Annotated in this window: 16 protein-coding genes and 1 tRNA gene; 8 read left to right on the plus strand and 9 right to left on the minus strand. The window is 72.8% G+C overall.

Annotation, left to right across the window (positions count from 1 at the left end; all coding sequences use genetic code 11):
- Nucleotides 1–334: 334 nt before the first annotated feature.
- Entirely contained in the window at nt 335–1,258 is a 924-nt protein-coding gene (locus tag QBL21_RS30350) for an RNA polymerase sigma-70 factor (RefSeq protein WP_407565427.1), read from the minus strand.
- A 200-nt stretch (nt 1,259–1,458) separates the two neighbouring features.
- On the opposite strand from QBL21_RS30350, the gene QBL21_RS30355 reads away from it, so the two are divergent.
- Nucleotides 1,459–2,979 carry an MFS transporter gene (locus QBL21_RS30355; RefSeq protein WP_407565428.1) on the plus strand — a complete coding sequence of 507 codons (1,521 nt, stop codon included), beginning with the start codon at nt 1,459–1,461 and terminating at the stop codon, nt 2,977–2,979.
- Between the two features lie 298 nt (nt 2,980–3,277).
- Entirely contained in the window at nt 3,278–3,676 is a 399-nt protein-coding gene (locus QBL21_RS30360; RefSeq protein WP_407565429.1) for a hypothetical protein, read from the plus strand.
- A 377-nt stretch (nt 3,677–4,053) separates the two neighbouring features.
- Here QBL21_RS30360 and QBL21_RS30365 read toward each other — a convergent pair.
- From QBL21_RS30365 to galU, 7 genes are all read right to left on the minus strand, one after another.
- A tRNA-Ala gene (locus tag QBL21_RS30365) sits at nt 4,054–4,127 on the minus strand.
- A 73-nt stretch (nt 4,128–4,200) separates the two neighbouring features.
- Entirely contained in the window at nt 4,201–5,481 is a 1,281-nt protein-coding gene (gene glpR, locus QBL21_RS30370) for a gephyrin-like molybdotransferase receptor GlpR (RefSeq protein ID WP_407565430.1), read from the minus strand.
- A 124-nt stretch (nt 5,482–5,605) separates the two neighbouring features.
- Nucleotides 5,606–6,184 carry a GNAT family N-acetyltransferase gene (locus tag QBL21_RS30375; RefSeq protein ID WP_407565431.1) on the minus strand — a complete coding sequence of 193 codons (579 nt, stop codon included), beginning with the start codon at nt 6,182–6,184 and terminating at the stop codon, nt 5,606–5,608.
- 35 nt (nt 6,185–6,219) lie between these two features.
- Nucleotides 6,220–6,777, minus strand: a complete 558-nt coding sequence (locus tag QBL21_RS30380) for a molybdenum cofactor biosynthesis protein B (protein ID WP_407565432.1) — start codon at nt 6,775–6,777, stop codon at nt 6,220–6,222.
- Entirely contained in the window at nt 6,774–7,265 is a 492-nt protein-coding gene (gene moaC / locus QBL21_RS30385) for a cyclic pyranopterin monophosphate synthase MoaC (protein ID WP_407565433.1), read from the minus strand. Before moaC ends, QBL21_RS30380 begins: the two co-directional genes overlap by 4 nt.
- Nucleotides 7,266–7,353: 88 nt before the next feature.
- Nucleotides 7,354–8,715, minus strand: a complete 1,362-nt coding sequence (gene glp / locus QBL21_RS30390; protein ID WP_407566613.1) for a gephyrin-like molybdotransferase Glp — start codon at nt 8,713–8,715, stop codon at nt 7,354–7,356.
- A 191-nt stretch (nt 8,716–8,906) separates the two neighbouring features.
- Nucleotides 8,907–9,815: a UTP--glucose-1-phosphate uridylyltransferase GalU gene (galU, locus tag QBL21_RS30395; protein WP_407565434.1), complete on the minus strand. Its 909-nt coding sequence runs from the start codon at nt 9,813–9,815 to the stop codon at nt 8,907–8,909.
- Nucleotides 9,816–9,845: 30 nt separating this feature from the next.
- Here galU and QBL21_RS30400 point away from each other — a divergent pair, with 30 nt between their 5' ends.
- Entirely contained in the window at nt 9,846–10,541 is a 696-nt protein-coding gene (locus tag QBL21_RS30400; RefSeq protein ID WP_407565435.1) for a 5-formyltetrahydrofolate cyclo-ligase, read from the plus strand.
- 48 nt (nt 10,542–10,589) lie between these two features.
- Here QBL21_RS30400 and QBL21_RS30405 read toward each other — a convergent pair whose 3' ends face one another.
- A complete protein-coding gene (locus tag QBL21_RS30405) occupies nt 10,590–13,295 on the minus strand; it encodes a penicillin acylase family protein (RefSeq protein WP_407565436.1) in 2,706 nt (901 codons plus the stop codon).
- Nucleotides 13,296–13,452: 157 nt separating this feature from the next.
- Between QBL21_RS30405 and QBL21_RS30410 the strand changes: the two genes are divergently transcribed.
- From QBL21_RS30410 to QBL21_RS30430, 5 genes are all read left to right on the plus strand, one after another.
- Nucleotides 13,453–14,955, plus strand: a complete 1,503-nt coding sequence (locus tag QBL21_RS30410) for a potassium/proton antiporter (protein ID WP_407566614.1) — start codon at nt 13,453–13,455, stop codon at nt 14,953–14,955.
- Between the two features lie 463 nt (nt 14,956–15,418).
- Nucleotides 15,419–16,717, plus strand: coding sequence for an MFS transporter (locus QBL21_RS30415; protein ID WP_407565437.1), 1,299 nt, complete (start codon nt 15,419–15,421; stop codon nt 16,715–16,717).
- 67 nt (nt 16,718–16,784) lie between these two features.
- Nucleotides 16,785–17,180 (plus strand): FmdB family zinc ribbon protein, encoded by a 396-nt coding sequence (locus QBL21_RS30420; protein WP_407565438.1) that lies wholly within the window; start codon nt 16,785–16,787, stop codon nt 17,178–17,180.
- A gap of 34 nt (nt 17,181–17,214) precedes the next feature.
- The gene (locus QBL21_RS30425; protein ID WP_407565439.1) at nt 17,215–18,063 is read left to right on the plus strand and encodes an S-methyl-5'-thioadenosine phosphorylase; all 849 of its coding nucleotides are present in this window, start codon (nt 17,215–17,217) and stop codon (nt 18,061–18,063) included.
- A gap of 445 nt (nt 18,064–18,508) precedes the next feature.
- The gene (locus tag QBL21_RS30430; protein WP_407565440.1) at nt 18,509–19,063 is read left to right on the plus strand and encodes a hypothetical protein; all 555 of its coding nucleotides are present in this window, start codon (nt 18,509–18,511) and stop codon (nt 19,061–19,063) included.
- Nucleotides 19,064–19,170: the final 107 nt, after the last annotated feature.

Consider the following 19,170-nt stretch of genomic DNA (forward strand, 5'->3'; position numbering starts at 1 on the left):
GCCCGAGGCAAAGGCGACGGCGAGCGTCACCCCCATCCGCGATTTCCCGGTTGTCATCGAGAATTCGGACAGACCTCAAATCCGGTCCCGGGATGCCACTGCACGGCGTTCTTCACCTGCCGGAGAGGCGGCCCCTGAAGTAAGTCGGCCGTTCACGAGTGGGATCGGCCTGCTTGTGCAGAGGTCCGCGAAGATCTTTCCCCATCGGCGGAGTGATCGTTCCCCGTCCATGCGCCTGGGCGCGGAGGGCCGGCCCCGAGGGCGAGGGCGTCTCGCTCGGCGCCGAGGCGACCGACCGGATACACGCGGCGATGCGCCCCGGGGAGGAGCCGGCTCAGCGGCTCAAGGCGGTCACATGTGCCATGTGCGAGAGCTTCTCGGGGTTGCGTACCACGTAGAGCCCGGTGATGCTGCCCTCATCGATGCGTACGGCCAGGACGGCGGTCGTCTCCTCGTCCAGTTGGAGGAGCAGCGCCGGGTATCCGTTGACCTGTGCCGGCTTCACGGTGGCAAGCTGGCCCAGCCTGGATGTGGTCAGCAAGGAGGCCACCTGGACGGCCCCGACGACGGGCGCTCCCGCGGACGGCGCGGCTCCGCCGCTGTCGCCCAGGTACACGACATCCGGCGCGAGCTTGTCGAGCAGGCCCTGTAGATCGCCCGATTCGAGCGCCCTCTGGAACGCCGTGAGCGCATCCCGGGTCTCGGCTGCGGATACGACGGTGCGCGGTCGGCGCGCGGCGACGTGGGCCCGTGCCCGGTGGGCGATCTGACGGACCGCGGCCTCGCTCTTCTCGACGGCCTCGGCGATCTCGCCGTAGGGCAGATCGAAGACCTCGCGCAGCACGAACACCGCCCGCTCGGTCGGCCCCAGGGTCTCCAGCACCAGCAGCATCGCCATCGAGACACTGTCGGCCAGCTCGACGTCCTCGGCCACGTCAGGCGAGGTCAGCAGCGGCTCGGGCAGCCAGGGCCCGACGTAGGACTCCTTGCGCCGCGCCAGCGTACGCAGCCGGTCCAGTGCCCGGCGCGTGGTGATCCGCATCAGGAACGCCCGCTGGTCCCGCACCGTGTCGAGGTCGACGTCCGCCCACTGTAGCCAGGTCTCCTGGAGCACGTCCTCGCTGTCGGCGGCCGAGCCGAGCATCTCGTAGGCGACGGTGAACAGCAGGTTGCGGTGGGAGACGAACGCCGCGGTGGCCGGATCCACCCGGTCGCCCCGAGCGCGCGTCTCCGCTGCGTGCTCGCTGTGCCGGCTCATGAACGGCTCCTGTCTGTTGGCTCTCGATCATGCCTCACGCACGAGTCGCCGCTCCGCTCCGCGTTGTGACACCCGGGGCCGGTGGCGCAGGTCACACGACCGCACCGTCACAGGGGTCCGGCTGCCGACGACCCATGTTCGTCAGGACGCCGTACGGACGATCCGCGCGGCCCGCATCGGCACGAGTGAGGACGAAGTCAATGGCAACCGCGAAGGCACCGGGCCCGGAGGTCACGTCGCGCCGCTGGGCCGCGCTGTGCTTCATCGGGCTGGCCCAGCTCATGATCGTTCTGGACGCCACGGTGGTGAACATCGCGCTGCCGTCGCTCCAGAGCGATCTGGGGATCTCCGACGGCGACCGGCAGTGGATCATCACCGCGTACACGCTGGCGTTCGGCAGCTTGCTGCTCCTCGGCGGCCGGATCGCCGACTACACCGGCCGCAAGCGGACCTTCCTGATCGGACTGCTCGGCTTCGCCGGCGCGTCGGCGTTCGGCGGCGCGGCGTCGAACTTCGAGATGCTGCTCACCGCCCGCGCCATGCAGGGCGGCTTCGCCGCACTGCTCGGTCCTTCCGCGCTGTCGCTGCTGACGGTGATGTTCACACAGCCGAAGGACCGCGCCAAGGCTTTCGGGGTCTGGGGAGCCATCACCGGCGCGGGCGGCGCGATCGGGCTGCTGGCGGGCGGGGCGCTCACCGACTACCTGGACTGGCGCTGGTGCCTGTACGTCAACATCCCCATCGCCCTCATCGCGGCGATCGGCGGGTACGGGATCCTGACCGAGTCGCGGCGCCCGGGCAGAACCCGGTTCGACATCCCCGGCGTGCTGCTGGTGACCAGCGGCCTTGTCGCGATCGTCTACGGCACCAGCAGGGCCGAGTCCGACGGCTGGGACTCCGCGCCGGTCATCGGCCTGCTGGCCGCCGGCGTGGTGCTGCTCGCCGCGTTCGCCCTCGCCGAGAGCCGGGTGCCGCAGCCGCTGCTGCCGATGCGCCTGATCGCCAGCCGCACCCGCGGCGGCGCCTACCTGGGGGCGGGCCTTGCCATGGTGGGCATGTTCGGAGCGTTCCTCTTCATGACGTACTGCCTACAGGCCGTCAAGGGATACTCGCCGATCAGAACGGGCATGGCCTTCCTCCCGATGACCACGGCGGTCCTGGTGTCGGCCGGCGGGCTCACCGCCCGCCTGCTGCCCAGACTCCCGCCGCGGGCGCTGATCGTACCCGGCATGCTTCTCGTCTCCTCCGGCATGCTGTGGATCCTCACCATGGAGACCGACACCTCCTACGTCGAGGGCGTGCTGGTCGGAGGGCTCCTGCTCGGCGTCGGGGCGGGCATGATCATGCCGGTGGCCTTCAACTACGCCACCCACGGCATCGACCCAGGCGACGCGGGCGTCGCTTCGGCCAGCCTCAACGCCGCGCAGCAGGTCGGCAGTTCGACCGGGACCGCCCTGCTCAACACGATCGCCTCCAGCGCGACCGCGGACTACCTGGCGTCGCACGCCTCGCAGGGCCGCAGCCCGGCCGTCGCCAGGCAGGCAGCGCTGGAGGGCTTCGCGACGGCCGGCACGTGGGCCGCAGGAATCATCCTGGCCGGTGCAGTGATCGTCGCCTTCCTGATGAACACCCCGCGCCCCAAGCTCCCGGCCACGGACGCCACAGACGCGGCAGGCGCCCAGGACTCCCAGGGCACCGGGCTGCTGCCCGCACACTCCTGATCCCGGACAGTACGACACCTGTCCTGCGACAAGGACACGGCTGCCCCAGCCGACCACGTGCGCGGGCGCCAGGCCGCCGACGCGGGCTCCCGCGCGGCTGGCCCGGCCGGAGAGATACCGGTGGTGGTGACGATCGAGAGCCGCGTCCGGGGGCCGCTCAAGGTGTCCGATCAACGCCAAGAAGCCGAACGAAATGGGGACTTCGATGAATGACGCCTCTGCCGCGGATGCGCCCTCCCACGTCGGGCCGGCCATGCCGGCCACGGCGGCCACGGGGGTGGATGGTCGTGGAGCGGTCATGCTGCTGCGGACCGTGGCGGCTCTTGCCTGTCTTGAGACCTTGGTGCAGGGCCTGCTGGCCGGATTGCTCCTGAACGGCGACGTCGGTTCGATCGACGCGCATGGCTTCAACGCCTATGTGTTCGAGATCCTGGTGTTCCTTCAGGTCGTGGCCGCCGTGCTGTTGTGGCGCCGCAACCGCTGGCTGAGGTGGCCGCTCTTGGCGGCCACCGGCATCCTGGCGGCCGCCTTCGTCCAGACCTTTCTGGGCCTGGAAAGCTCACTCGCCGCTCACGCCGCCCTCGGCGTGGCCCTGTGCGGGATGGAGACGGCGCTCGTCCTACGGGCCTTCGCACTCCGCGCGCAGAAGCCGGCCACGGCCACCGGCCGTCCATCGTCGAACTTCGTCTGCAAGTGAAGGAAAGGCCGGCCTCCAGCTACACCTGAGAGATCGACACGGCCATCACCATCCCCTGGGAGGCCACCGGCTTCACCCCCGAGGGCACCGAAACAGGGTGATCGGCATCGACGCCATCGGCAACGGCGGCATCCAGGCACCCTGAGGTGAGATCATGGCCGAACAGTGGATCCTGCGCCGGCGCTACGAGGCGTCCGTCGGGGTAGCACGGGGAGACCCCACCAACGACCTCCCCGTGTGAACCGCAGCCGCCATACGAGACCACGTCGCCGCCTCGTCGCGGTCCGTTGAAACGCAAAGATCCCGCTCGATCACGATGATCGGCGGGATCTCGTCAACCGGACCTGAGCAGACTCAAGAACGGCCTGAAGTTGAAGTGGACCTGTGGGGATTTGAACCCCAGACCCCCTCGATGCGAACGAGGTGCGCTACCGGACTGCGCTACAGGCCCTCACAACGGAAGGAACCTTAGCATCCCGGGCCCCTGGCCAGGAAATCGGTTCCGGTCGTGACAGGGCGCGCGGCTACTCGTTCGCCGCGCGTGGGCGGGGTGGGTCGGCGTACTGGTCGAAGAGGGGTGTGCGGTTGGTGGGGCGGGGGCGGTGGGGGGTGTCCGGGGTGGGGTCGTCCGGGGTTTCCGGCTGGGGGTCCGGGGGTTCGGCGGGGCTGGAGCGGGCCGAGCTCCAGGTGTCCGGGGCGTCGAAGTCCAGGCCCCGGGTGGCGCGGGGTGCCACGGGGGCCGTGACGTACGTGGGCAGCGGTACCGGTACGGGGTCCCAGCCGGCGTCCGCGGGGCGGTCGCGCTCGCGCTGCTGGTCGACCCACTCGGCGTGGTCGGTCTGCTCCACGAGCGCCCTGCGGTCCGCCTCGTATGCCGCCGCCGGGGCGTCGAAGGGAGCCGTGGCGGAGGGGTCGTCGGCGTCGGTGCCGCCGTCGTCGCCGGCGTCCGCGGCGGGGGTGTCGTCGGCGTCGTCGTACGTCCGGCGGGCCGCGGCCTCGCGGTCCTCGCGCAGGCGGCGGGCCGCCGCCTCGCCGCGGGCCTGGTCCGCGGTGAACGTGTGGCGGCGGCGCTCCTGGGTGCGTACGCGGACGACGTACGCCGTGAGCAGCAGCAGCGGGACCACGACGGCCCACAGGAACCGCGGGCCGCCCACCGAGGCCGCCACGGCGCCCGCGGTCAGCGCGACGAACAGCAGCGTCAGCGTGCGCCTCCGGCGGGCCAGCACCCGTGCCCGCGCCCGGCGTTCCGGGGTGGACTGCGGCGGCTGGCTGCGCGCGGGGGCGGGAGCAGAGGCGGAGGCGGGTGCAGGTTTGGTCCCAGACACCGGGGCGGGGTCGGCTTCGGGGGCGTGCGGGCTCGCGCTCTTGCCCGCCTGCGCGTCCGTACGCCCCTCCGGCTCCTCCTCCACCCTCGCCTGCGCCGCCACCCCCGGGCGCGCCACGGGGGCCGCGGGGGTCTCCTTGCGGGTACGGCGCGGGCGCGGGGCGGCGGCGCGGGGGTCGGTCAGGGGCACGGCAGCGGCCCGGACGTCGACCACGCCGCCGGCGGCGGGCGCGGCGTCCGGGCTCTCGTCGTCGTCTCCGGCGTCCTCGGGACCGGGGCCGGGGACCGGGCCGGAGCCCGTGTCGTCCTGGTCCTGGGTACGGTCCGCCCCGCCCCGTCCGGTCAGCAGCCGGATGGCGGTGCTGAAGCGTTCCGTCGGACGGGCTTCGTTCAGCTCGTCCTGCCTACGAAGCCACATCGGCACCAAGTAGGCGGCCCAGGCCCCGACGATCATTGCGTAGATGAGGCCGCTGCTGCTCACGCCTTACACGGTAGAGGCCGCGGCGACAGCGCATGGGCCAATTGGCTCGGTGTGTCGCACCATCTGGCTGATATCTCGACCTTTTCTTCTGACTTTTTACCCCGCGCGCTATCGAATCTTTGTTTCATTTCTCCGAGTGACGCAGCCCTCGCCACCGGTTGACCAGCCCCTCCGGCACTTCCTCCGCGGTCAGCACGTACACCAGATGGTCGCGCCAGGCGCCGTCGATGTGCAGGTAGCGGGGACGTACACCTTCTTCGCGAAAGCCCAGCTTTTCCACCACACGACGGCTCGGCATGTTCTCCGGACGGATGCACACCTCGATGCGGTGCAGCCCCACGGTCCGGAAACAGTGGTCCACGGCGAGCGCCACGGACGTCGGCATCACACCGCGCCCCGCGTAATCCCGGTCGATCCAGTAACCGACGTGCCCGGAACGCATCGAGCCCCACGTGACACCCGCCACGGTCAACTGCCCGCACAGCGTGCCCTCGTATTCGATGACGAAGGGCAGCATCCGGCCCGCACTCGCCTCGCTGCGCAGATGCCGGACCATCTGCCGGAAGGTGGGGCGGCGGGTGTGCGGGGTGCCGGGGGGCGGCGGCGGGACGGTGGCCTCCCAGGGGCGCAGCCAGTCGCGGTTGCGCTGGTTGATCTCCCGCCAGGCGCGCTGGTCGCGCACGCGGATGGGGCGGAGGGTCACCGGTCCCTCCGCCAGCACCGCGGGCCAGGACGCGCTCAGTGGGCACCGCCGGGGTGTCTGGGGCGGTTGTCCGCATCCATGTCCGTGCCGCCGTCGGCGTCCCCGCGCGCGTGGTCGCCGCCGCGTGCGTGGTCGCCACCGTGCACCTGGTCGACCGCGTGCGGCAGCAGCCGCGCGAGCACCGCGAGCCCGTCGCGTACGCCGCCGGAGGAGCCCGGGAGGTTGACGATGACCGTACGGTCCGCGACCCCGGCGAGGCCGCGGGACAGCGCGGCCGTGGGCACCTTCCCGTACCCGTACGCCCTGATCGCCTCCGGTACGCCCGGCAGTTGGCGGTCCAGCACCCGGGCGGTCATCTCCGGGGTGCGGTCGGTGGGCGAGACGCCCGTGCCGCCGGTGGTCAGGACGACGTCGTAGCCGGCGGCGACCGCCTCGCGCAGCACCGTCTCCACGGGCTCGCCGTCCGGCACCACCCGCGGGCCGTCCGCGGCGAAGCCCATCTCCGTCAGGCCCGCGACGAGCAGCGGGCCGCCGGTGTCCGTGTACACCCCGGCCGCCGCCCGGTTGGACACCGTGACCGCCAGGGCCCTCACGACCGGCTCCAGTCGCCGGACCTGCCGCCGGTCTTCGACTCGACCCGGACGTCCGTGATGACCGCCTCCTTGTCGACGGCCTTGACCATGTCGACAACGGTCAGCGCGGCGACCGACACCGCGGTCAGCGCCTCCATCTCCACGCCCGTACGGTCCGTGGTGCGCACGGTCGCCGCGATCTCCACCGCGTCGTCCGCGACATCCAGGTCGACGGTGACGCCGGAGAGGGACAGCGGGTGGCAGAGGGGGACCAGGTCGGGGGTGCGTTTGGCGCCCATGATGCCGGCGAGCCGGGCGGTGGCCAGGGCGTCGCCCTTGGGAAGCGTCTCGCCGGGTGCGGTGCCGCGGAGCAGTTCGACGACGCGCGGCGAGACGAGGACGCGACCTGTGGCGCGGGCGGTGCGCGCGGTGACGTCCTTGGCGGACACGTCGACCATGCGGGCGGCGCCCGTGTCGTCGAGGTGGGTCAGGCGGCTTGGCTGGCTCATGGCGTCAGGAGCTCCCGGGGTGAATTCGCGCGGAGCCACCGTACCTCCACGGCCTGCCGTTCGGCTCCGCGCTTTTCCCGGCCGGGGCTCAGCCGAGGAGGACGACGTCCACGGTCGAGCCCGGCGCCACCTCCGTGGTCTCCTCCGGTACGACGACGAGCGCGTTCGCCCGCGCCAGCGCCGCGACGAGGTGCGACCCGGAACCGCCCACGGGGGTGACCTCCGCGCCCCCGGCGTCGGCGCTGCCGTCGTCCGCACCGCCCGCGTCCGCGGACCCGGCGTCCGCGCCGCCGTCCGCCCGCGCCGGCTCGTACCAGGCGCGGAGGTACTGCCGGCGGCCCGCCGGCGACCTCAGCGGCTCGCCGGCGGTCAGCCTGGCCCGTACCACCGGGCGGTGCACCGGCTCCACGCCCATCAGCCTGCGGATCACGGGCCGCACGAACATCTCGAAGGAGATGTACGCGCTCACCGGGTTGCCCGGGAGGGCGAACAGCGGGGTGCGGTCCGCGCCGACGCGGCCGAAGCCCTGCGGCTTGCCCGGCTGCATCGCCAGCCGCCGGAACTCCACGCCGCCGCCCGCCGCGCCGTCCAGCTCGGCAAGCGCCTCCTTCACCACGTCGTACGCCCCGACGCTGACGCCGCCGCTGGTGACCAGCGCGTCCGCGCGGATGAGCTGGTCCTCGACGGTGGCGCGCAGCGTCTCGGCGTCGTCGGCGACGGCGCCGACGCGGTAGGCGATGGCGCCCGCGTCGCGGGCGGCGGCGGTCAGCGCGTAGCTGTTGGAGTCGTGGATACGTCCCGGGGCGAGCCGTTCGCCCGGAGGCACCAACTCGCTGCCGGTGGAGAGCACGACGACCCGCGGGCGCGGGCGGACCCGCACCGTGCCACGGCCGATGGCGGCGAGCAGCCCGATCTGCGCCGGGCCGAGCACCGTGCCGGCGCGCAGCACCAGGTCGCCGGCGAGGACGTCGCTGCCGCGGGTGCGTACGAACCGGCCGGTCTCGGCGGGGGCGTAGATCCGCACCTCGCCGCCGGCGCCCGCGGGCGACTCGCTGTGCGGGCGCATGGCGTCGACCCGGCCGCGGCCCGTGCCGCCGTCGGTCCACTCCACCGGGACGACGGCCTGCGTGCCGGGCGGCAGCGGGGCGCCGGTCATGATGCGGGCGGCCTCGCCGGCGCCGACGTGCGGCAAGTCGCCGCCGCCGCCGCCCGCCGGGACGTCGCCGATGACGCGCAGGACGGCGGGGAACTCGTCGCTCGCGCGCTCGACGTCGACGGTGCGCACCGCGTAGCCGTCCATGGAGCTGTTGTCGAACGGCGGGAGCGCGACGGCGGCCGTCACGTCCTCGACGAGGACGCAGTCCTGCGCGTCGAGCAACTGCATCTCCAGCGGCTCCAACGGGCGGACCTGCCGCAGTATGTCGTCGATGTGCTCCTCGACGGACCACATCCCGGCGGACGGGCGCCCCGTCCGGGCGGCGTCGGCGGCCTGCGCCCCGGCGTCGGTGTCCGGCGCGCCGGCGTCAGTCTGCTGCGCCCCGGCATCAGTCTGTTGCGCCACAGCCTCCGTCTGCTGCGTCACGCCGCCCGTCCGCGGCTGCCCCGTCACACCCGCGTCCGTCGCTCCCTGCACGGCCTCGCTCAATCCGCCATCTCCTCGGCGACGTACTTCCGCAGCCACGCGCGCAGGTCGGCGCCCAGGTCCTCGCGCTCGCACGCGAGGCGGACGATGGCCCGGAGGTAGTCGCCGCGGTCGCCCGTGTCGTACCGCCGGCCCTTGAACACCACGCCGTACACCGGGCTGTCCAGCTCCTCGTCCGTCGCCAGCCGCTGGAGCGCGTCGGTGAGCTGGATCTCGTTGCTCCGGCCGGGCTCCGTCGTGCGCAGCACGTCGAAGATCGCGGGGTCGAGCACATAGCGCCCGATGACCGCGTAGTTGCTGGGCGCGTCGGCGACGGCGGGCTTCTCGACGAGGTTGGTGACGCGCACGACGTCGCTGTCCGCGGTGGTCTCCACGGCCGCGCAGCCGTAGAGGTGGATCTGCTGCGGATCGACCTCCATCAGCGCGATGACGCTGCCGCCGTGGTCGGCCCGGGCGCGCACCATGCGGGCCAGCAGCGGGTCGCGCGGGTCGATGAGGTCGTCGCCGAGGAGGACGGCGAACGGCTGGTCGCCCACGTGCTCGGCGGCGCACAGCACCGCGTGCCCGAGGCCGCGGGGGTCGCCCTGGCGGACGTAGTGGATGTTGGCCAGGTCGTTGGACTCCGCGACCTTGGCCAGGCGCGCCTCGTCGCCCTTCTTGCGCAGGGCCTCTTCCAGCTCGTGGTTGCGGTCGAAGTGGTCTTCGAGGGGGCGCTTGTTCCGCCCGGTGATCATGAGAACGTCGGTGAGTCCGGCCGAGACGGCCTCCTCGACGACGTACTGGATCGCGGGCTTGTCGACGACAGGCAGCATCTCTTTCGGCGTCGCCTTGGTCGCCGGCAGGAAGCGGGTGCCGAGACCGGCGGCCGGGATGACAGCCTTGGTGATCCGAGTACGCGAAGAATCCATGTTCAGCACCATAAGGGTAGGTACGGACAAGTGGGCAGCGACCAGGCCAGAAAGGCGGCGTTGCGCCGCACCCTACTCGCGGCACGCGCCGCCGTGCCGCCGGGTGAGGCCGAGGCGGCGGGGCGGCGGCTGGCCCGGCGGGCGCTGGAGCTGCCGGAGCTGGCGGAGGCGCGGACGGTCGCGGCGTACGTGTCGGTGGGGCGCGAGCCGGCGACGCGGGAGCTGCTGGAGGCGCTGCGGGGGCGCGGCACGGCGGTGCTGCTGCCGGTGCTGCTGGCGGACGACGACCTCGACTGGGCCGAGTACGGCGGCCCGGACGCGCTGCGGCCCGCCGGGCGCGGGCTGCTGGAGCCGGCCGGGCCGCGGCTGGGGCCGGCGGCGGTGCGGGCGGCGGAGGCGGTGCTGCTGCCGGGGCTGGCCGTCGACGGCCGGGGGATGCGGCTGGGGCGGGGCGGCGGGTCGTACGACCGGGTGCTGGCGCGGCTGGCCGCCACCGCGCCGTACGCGGCCGGGCCCACCGCCGACATGCCGTCCGCCGCCACGCCCACCGCCGACACGCCGTCAGCCGCCGGGCCCACCGCCCCCACGCCCCCCGGCGCCGGGCCCGCTCTCGTCGTGCTCCTCTACGAGGGCGAAGTCCTCGACCACGTACCCGCCGAGCCCCACGACCGCCCCGTGACCGCCGCCGTCACGCCCTCCGCGGTGCACCGCTTCCCGCCGTCGTAGCCGCGCCGCGGACCGAGGGCCGGGGACCGGGGACCGGGGACGTACCCCTCACGGCGACAGCGTCATCGTGTCCTCCGCGGCCTTCTCCACCGCCTCGTCGGTGAAGGCCCAGTCGTACAGCTCGCCCTTGGCCCACGCCGTCGTCTGGTCCGTGTAGTGCGGGTGGAAGGCGTGCCCCGAGGCGCCGGAGAGGTTGACCCAGCCCGAGCCGTCGAGGTCCGCCAGGTCCACCACCATCCGCATCGACGGCACCCACAGCACGTCGTACCCGCCGGCCGCGTTCCAGCCGGTGGCGTTGACGGCGGCCTCGCCGCCGCTGAGGTTCCACGGGCCGCGGTTGAGCAGCCACTGCACGACGCCGGGACCCTCGGTGCCCAGCGTCTGGTTGCGCAGCATCAGTTGATGCAGCCGGCCCCAGGACCAGGTGTCGATGTCCTTGCCCAGCTCGGCGGTCAGCTCCCAGCGGGCGTCGTTCATGGCGTGCTCAAGCAGCTCGTCGCGGTTCTCGTCGAGGGGTTCGCCGTCGCTGCCGGTGGTCTTCCACCAGCGGTTGTCCTCGTCCTTGAGGATGGTCCGTACGACCTCGAACCACCGGTCGCCGCCGTCCGGCTGGGCGGCGTCCGCGTCGCGCTCGCCGCACTCGCGCACGGTGGCGGGACCGTCGGGGTCGGCCGCCGGGTTGGCGGGCGGCACGCTCAGGCACTCGCCGTCCGGGCGCAGCTCCTTGGGCATCTTGTCGCCGAAGGCGAGCTTGAGGATGCTGCGCCAGGTGGCGTTGAAGTACGCGGCGGCGGAGGAGTCGGTGTCCTGGCTGTAGTCCCAGTCCTTCAGCAGGTCCTGGGCCTCGCGCACCATCGGGTCGTCGATCTCGATGTCCAGCAGCAGCGGGGTGAGGAGTGCGGCGATCTCACTGTGGTTGTCGAGCTGCATGGTGCGCATGTCGTCCGGGGAGATCTTCCCGCCGTCCTTGATCTTCCCCTCGATGAGGTCGGAGATGCGCTGGCTGCGGGTGCCGTAGCCGGGGTCGGTCGTCAGCAGGTACGGGTAGTCGTTCTCGTCGACGACGGCCTGGTTGGCGGTGACGACGTAGCCGCGCTCGGGGTTCAGCTCCCAGGGCAGCGCGTCGAAGGGGATGTAGCCGTCCCAGGAGTACGCCGGGTCCCAGCCGGGCGCGGGCAGGCTGCCGTCGCCGCTGCCGCGCCGCGGGATCTTGCCGGGCGCCTGGTAGCCGATGTTGCCGTCGGTGTCGGCGTAGACGAGGTTCTGCGAGGGCACCGCGAAGTCGCGGGCGGCGTCGCGGAACTCCTCGAAGTCCGCGGCCCTGTTGATGCCGAAGACGGCGTCCATGGTGCTGGACGGCTCCAGTGCGGTCCAGCGCAGCGAGACGGCGTAGCCGTCGCCGCGGTCGGGCGCGGAGTTGCCCACGGGGGCTTCCTTGCCGACCTCGGCCATCTCGTCGCTGCGGTCGGAGATCACCGGGCCGTTGCGCGTGGTCCGTACGGTGATGCGCTTGTCCTCGCCGCCCGCGACCTTGATCAGCTCCTCGCGGGTGCCGAACTCGCGCGACTCGCCGTCGTACAGGTAGCCGTCGTCCTCGACCTTCTCCAGATACAGGTCGGCGACGTCGGCACCGAGGTTGGTCAGCCCCCAGGAGATGTCGGCGTTGCGGCCTATGACGACGCCGGGCATGCCGGAGAAGGAGAAGCCGCTGACCTCGTACGGGCAGTCGTCGCTGACCCTCGTGCACTGAAGGCCCATCTGATACCAGACGGACGGAAGCTGCGCGGACAGGTGCGGGTCGTTCGCGAGGAGCGGCTTCTCGGTGGTGGTCAGGTCGCCGGAGACCACCCAGGAGTTGGAGCCGATGCCGCTGCCGCTGGGGCCGAGGAGGGCGGGGATGTCGTCCATGGTCTTCGCCAGCGAGCCCATCTGGCTGCTGAGGCCCTGCGAGGCGGCGCTGTACGTGTTCTGCGCCCCTTCGGCGTCCCCGGCGCCCTGCGGGTCGAAGCCGCCGGCGGAGGCGGAGCCGCCCTCCACGATGGGCTTGTTGCGCTTGTACGGGTACGGCGGGTACAGGTCGGCGATCTCGCCCTCGTCGAAGCGCTGGGAGAGCAGCGAGCGGTCTATCTCGTCCTCGACGTTGGCCCGCAGGTCCCACGCCATCGCCTTCAGCCAGGCGACGGAGTCGACGGGGGTCCACTTCTCCGGCTCGTAGTCGTTGACGAACCCCAGGGCGGCGTACTCCACGGACAGGCTGGAGCCGCTGTGGTCCGCGAGGTAGGCGTTGACCCCGTCGGCGTAGGCCCGCAGGTTCTTCTTGGTGTCGGCCGAGAGCTTCTCGTCGTACTCCTTCTGCGCCACCTCCCGCCAGCCCAGCGTGCGCAGGAACTCGTCGGTGTCGACCTGCTCCTTGCCGAACATCTCCGACAGCCGGCCCGACGTCATGTGCCGGCGGACGTCCATCTCCCAGAAACGGTCCTGGGCGTGCACGAAACCCTGCGCCCGGAAGAGGTCCTCGGCGGTGTCCCCGTAGAGCGTCGGCACCCCGCGGGCGTCGCGCTTGACCGTGACCGGGGAGGCCAGGCCCGGCAGTTTGAGCGATCCGGTGGTCTGCGGGAAGGAGTCGCGCACCGTGCTGACGGTCCAGAACGCGGCGGCGCCGACGCCCAGCACGAGCACGGTGGCGAGACCGATCGCGACGTAGATGAGGCGGCGCCTCTTGCCTGCCGTGCGGCCGTTCTCGTTGACGGGCATGCCTGTCCTTCTGGAGCCAGCGGAGCACTTGCTGGAGCAACCTTAGGCGTCCGGTCAAGGGGCTCTGTACGGCCCCTGGGCTGTCCCCCGAAGCAGCAGACGGACGGTCACTCCGGGTAAATTCTCCGTCAAGGACGAATCGACGAGAGGGAGAAAGCTGTCAGTCGAAGAACTCAACAAGCTCGCGCTCGTCGCCGCACTGGTTCTGCTGGTCGCGGTCGCGGCGGTCCGGCTCGCGTCCCGCAGCGGCCTGCCCAGCCTCCTGCTGTACATGGGCATCGGTGTCCTCGTCGGCGAGGACGGACTGTTCGGCTACGGCTTCGACGACGCCGAACTCACCCAGGTCTTCGGCTACGCGGCCCTCGCGCTGATCCTCGCCGAAGGCGGCCTCAGCACGAAGTGGAGTGAGATCAAACCCGCCCTGCCCGCGGCGGCAGCACTGTCCACCGTCGGCGTCGCCGCCAGCGTCGGCGTGACGGCGGCCGGCGCGCACTACCTGGTCGGCCTGGAGTGGAAGCAGGCGCTCATCATGGGCGCCGTCGTCTCCTCCACGGACGCCGCGGCGGTGTTCTCCGTGCTGCGCAAGGTGCCGCTGCCGAAACGGGTCACGGGCGTGATGGAGGCCGAGTCCGGCTTCAACGACGCCCCCGTGGTCATCCTGGTCGTCGCCTTCTCCACCTCCGGGCACATCGAGAGCTGGTACGTGCTCCTCGGCGAGATCCTGCTGGAGCTGGCCATCGGGGCGGCGCTGGGGCTCGCGATCGGCTGGCTGGGCTCCATGGCCCTGCGGCACGTGGCGCTGCCGGCCTCCGGCCTGTACCCGATCGCGGTGATGGCCCTGGCCATAGTCGCGTACGCCGTCGGCGCCCTGGCGCACGGCAGCGGCTTCCTGGCGGTCTACCTGGCGGCGATGGTGCTGGGGAACGCGAAACTGCCGCACTGGTCCGCCACCCGCGGCTTCGCCGACGGGGTCGGCTGGCTGGCGCAGATCGGGATGTTCGTACTGCTCGGGCTGCTGGTGACACCGCACGAGCTGGGCGACGACATCCTGCCCGCGGTGATCGTCGGGCTGGTGCTGACGATGGTGGCGCGGCCCGCGGCGGTGATCGTGAGCCTGCTGCCGTTCCGCATCCCGTGGCGGGAACAGGCACTGATGTCGTGGGGCGGGCTGCGCGGCGCGGTGCCGATCGTCCTGGCAACGATCCCCATGGTGAACGACGTCCCCGACTCGGGGCGCGTGTTCAACATCGTCTTCGTGCTCGTCATCGTCTACACGGTGGTGCAGGGGCCGACGCTGCCGCTGGTGGCGCGGTGGCTGCGGCTCGGGGACGTGGACGCGGCGTACGACCTGGGCATCGAGTCGGCGCCGCTGGAGCGGGTGCGGGGGCACCTGCTGGCGCTGTCGGTGCCGGAGCGGTCGCGGATGCACGGCGTGGAGGTCGGCGAGCTGCGGCTGCCGCCGGGGGCGGCGGTGACGCTGGTGGTGCGGGACGGGGCGAGCTTCGTACCGTCGCCGACGGACATACTGCGGCAGGGGGACGAGCTGCTGGTGGTCGCGACGGACGAGGTGCGGGACGCGGCGGAGCAGCGGCTGCGGGACGTGGGGCGGGGCGGCAAGCTGGCGCGGTGGCTGGCGGCGGACGAGCGGGAGACGGGGTAGGCGGGGCGCCGGGTGTCTCCCCCGGGGGCCCTCCGGGGTCTCCCGGGGTTCCCCGGGCCTCGCGGGGTCCCTCCCGGGCCCTTTGGGGTTTCCCGGCTCCCCGGGGTTTCCCGGGCCCCTGGGGTCTCGCTGAGTGCTCCCGGAGGCGGTGGGGGCCCGGGCGTGCGGTGTCCGGTGGCGGGTGCGTTCGGTAGGGTCGGGGTGGAATTCGTACGAACAGATGTCTCTGTCTGATGCAGGGCCGGCGCGCCCGACGGGTGCGCACAGCGGACGGCCCTCGGTGCGTGCCGACGAATGCACCCCCCGCCCGGTCCCGGGCGGGCGGCCCGGCGTGATCGACGCGGTCGGCGCACTACCAGGCAGCAGGAAGGACCGGGCCGTGTCGCGCCCGTCTCAGCCTCCGCCCCAGGAATCCCTTTCGGGTCCGCCTTCGCGTCCCGGTTCGCGCCCCGGCTACCGTCAGTTGTTGCGTACGCCGGGCGCCAGGAGCTTCGTCCTCCCCGGCTTCGCCGCGCGGCAGCCGTTCGCCATGCTGACCATGAGCATCGTGCTGCTGGTCGAGCACACCTCGGGCTCGTACACCCTGGCCGGCACGGTGGCCGCCACGGCGGGTCTGGCCATGGCGTTCTGCGCGCCCGTCGGCGGCAGACTCGCCGACCGCTTCGGACAGCCCGCAGTACTGCTGCCGAGCGTGCTGCTGCACGCCGCCTCGGTGGTCGTGCTGAGCGTCCTCGCCCTGGCCGGTGCGCCGGGGTGGGCGCTGGTGGCCGCGGCGGTGCCGACGGGCGCCTCCATACCGCAGATCGGCCCGATGGTACGGGCCCGTTGGTCGCATCTCTTCGCCGCCGGGCCGGATCCGCGCAGCCCGCTCCAGCACACGGCGACGGCCTTCGAGTCGGTGACGGACGAGTTCACGTTCGTCGTCGGTCCGGTGCTCGCCGCGGCGCTGTGCACGGGCGTGCACCCGGCGGCGGGGCTGCTGGCCGAGGGGGTGCTGACGCTGGCCGGCGGGCTGCTGTTCGCCGCGCAGCGGCGGACGGCGCCGCCGGTGGGGCGCGGGGACCTGCCTCGGGGCCGGGGCCGGGGCCGGGACCTGGGCCGGGGTAGGGGTCGGGGGCCGGAGCGGCGGGCTTCCGCGCTGCGGGCGCCGGCGCTGCCGGTGCTGGTCGCGGCGTTCTTCGGGATCGGCGCGGTCTTCGGCGGGATGCAGGTGTCGCTGACGGCGTTCAGCGAGTCGATCGGCCGCCCCGGTCTGAGCGGGGTCCTGTACGGGGTCTTCGCCGCCGGCAACATGCTGGCCGGCGTGGTCGTCGGCATGGTCCACTGGCGCGGCCCCGCGCGGCGGCGCCTGCTCGTCGCGTACCCGCTGCTGGTGGCCACCGCCTCCGGGCTGTGGGCGGTCGCCGGGCTGGAGTCGGCGGTGGCGCTCGGCGGCCTGGGCCTGGCGGTCGGCGTGTGCATCGCGCCCGCGCTGATCACGGGCTTCACGCTGGCGGACGCGCTGGTGCCCAAGGAGGCGCGTACGGAGGCTTTCACGTGGCTGGCGGGCGCCGTCGCGCTGGGGCAGGCCGCCGCGACGACCGCGGCCGGCCGGCTGGTCGACGGGCCGGGGCCGAGCGCCGGGTTCCTCGTACCGCTGGCGGCGACCGCGCTCGCGTGCGCCGCACTGCTGCTGCTCCGGCGGCGGTTGCGGCCTGCGGACAGCCACGGGATGATCACCGTCCGTGGCTCCGGCCGGCCGGCACCTGCGCCGGTGGACTGACGGGCGGGAATGCTGCATGATGAAGCGTCGTTAGCACTCAACAGTTGAGAGTGCCAGGAGGAAGCACGTGCCGACCTACCAGTACCAGTGCACCGAGTGCGGCGAGGGCCTCGAAGCGGTGCAGAAGTTCACCGATGACGCGCTGACGGTGTGCCCCGCCTGCCAGGGGCGGCTGCGCAAGGTGTTCTCCGCGGTCGGCGTCGTCTTCAAGGGCTCCGGGTTCTACCGGACGGACAGCCGCAGCGGTTCGTCGAGCGGCTCGGGTTCCGGCGGGTCCGGGTCCGGTTCGGGGTCGTCGGGTGAGAAGAAGGGTTCGGAGTCCTCGACTTCGTCCTCCTCCTCGTCGTCCTCGTCTTCTTCCTCCTCTTCTTCTTCGGATTCGTCCTCGTCCTCGTCCTCGTCGTCGGGTTCCTCGTCGTCGTCCAAGGCGTCCAAGTCGTCGAGCGGCACGTCCGCGGCCTGAGGGGCGCGGCGCCGGCTGCGGCTATCGTTGCGGCATGGCTGAGGCAGCGGCAGTGCAGGCAGAGATCGGCGTCATCGGGGGCTCCGGGTTCTACTCGTTCCTCGAAGACGTCACCGAGATCGCGGTAGAGACCCCGTACGGGCCGCCGAGCGACTCGCTGTTCCTCGGCGAGATCGCGGGGCGGCGCGTCGCGTTCCTGCCCCGGCACGGCCGCAAGCACCACATCCCGCCGCACCGGATCAACTACCGGGCCAACCTGTGGGCGTTGCGCTCCCTGGGCGTACGCCAGGTGCTGGGGCCGTGCGCCGTGGGCGGGCTCCAGCCGGAGCACGGGCCGGGCACGCTCCTCGTGCCGGACCAGATGGTGGACCGTACGAAGTCGCGCGCGCAGACGTACTTCGACGGCGAGCAACTGCCGGACGGCGCCACCCCGAACGTCGTACACGTGAGCCTCGCCGACCCGTACTGCCCCACGGGGCGCCGGGCCGCGCTGAAGGCGGCGCACGAGGGCGGCTGGGAGGCGGTCGACGGGGGGACGCTCGTGGTCATCGAGGGGCCGCGGTTCTCCACCCGGGCGGAGTCGGTGTGGCACCGGGCCCAGGGGTGGGCCGTGGTCGGGATGACCGGGCACCCGGAGGCGGTCCTGGCCCGTGAACTGGAACTTTGCTACACCTCGATGACGCTGGTGACGGACCTCGACGCGGGCGCGGAGACGGGCGAGGGCGTCTCCCACGAAGAGGTGCTGGAGGTCTTCGCGGCGAACGTGGGACGGCTTCGGGACGTGCTGTTCGACGCGGTGGGGCGGCTGCCGGCGACGGCGGACCGGGACTGCCTGTGCGCGAGGGCGCTGGCGGGGATGGACCCGGGGGTCAAGCTGCCGTAGGGGCCGGTTGCCCGACGTCTCGGGGTCTCTTCCTCGGCAGGTCTTGGGCGCCTGGGGCGCCTGGGGCGCCGGAAGTTGTCCACAACCGGGGAGTTATCCACAGGCTGGAGCGGGGCGGGCGGGGATCGGGCAGAGTCGGGGGCGTCACGAAACGCGATCGACTCGTCACGTACAGGTGGTGGCCCCCATGTCTGCCCTGACCCGCACACGTCCCGGCTCCCCTACGGCCCTTCCTCCCCTTCCTCCTATTCCTCCTCTTCCGCGCGACTCCGACTCCGGCGCCTGGTCCGGCTCGGATGCCGGCGCCGGTCGCGGCACCGGCTTGCGGTACGGCGCGGCGGACACCGGTGGCAACGGCCCGGCCGGGGCGGTCGCTTCGAGCGGGGGCGGCGGATTCGCGGCGGGACCGGGCCCGCTGCCGCGAGGAGCGCCGCCGCCGCGCGGGGTGCCGGAGTTCGAGCCGCTGCGCCCGGCGCGCGGAGCCCGGCTGCGGCGGGCGGTGGCGAACCGCAGGCGACTGCTGGCCGCCCTGCTCGCGATGGCGGCAGCGGCGCTGGCCGCGGCGCCGCGCAGCGACGCGGAGGGCCCGCCGCCCACCGCCGCGCCGGACGGCACGGAAAGCGGGGTATCGGGCGTCGCCACCGGCTCGGCCGCCGGGGACCGGGGCGGCGGAGGGTCCGCCGGAGCGGTCGGCGGGGACGTGCTGGCGCCGGTGCGGATCGCGGACTCCGGGGTGGTCGGGCTGCTGGCGCCGGGCGATGTGGTGGACGTGCTGGCCGTCGGCGGCGAGGACGGCGGCCCGGCGCGGGTCGTGGCGCGGGCTGCCCGGGTGGCGGAGATCCCGGGGGCGGCGACGGTATCGGATGCGGAGCATGGGGCCGGCGCGGCGGGGTTGACGGGGTGGGGGGACGGGCTGGTGGTGCTCTCCGTGCCGCGGTCCGTGGCCGCGGCGCTGGCCGGCACCGCTGCCGACGAAGGGCTGGCGGTGACGCTGCGATGACGACACTTGCGCGGATCGTCACCGGTGCGAGGGGGAGGATTGGACAATCCTCCAGTATCTCTGCCATACCTTGCTGGGTCGGCCGACCCGTCGAGAGTGAAGCGAGG

Source organism: Streptomyces sp. 184 (genome assembly GCF_045781775.1).
GTDB lineage: Bacteria > Actinomycetota > Actinomycetes > Streptomycetales > Streptomycetaceae > Streptomyces.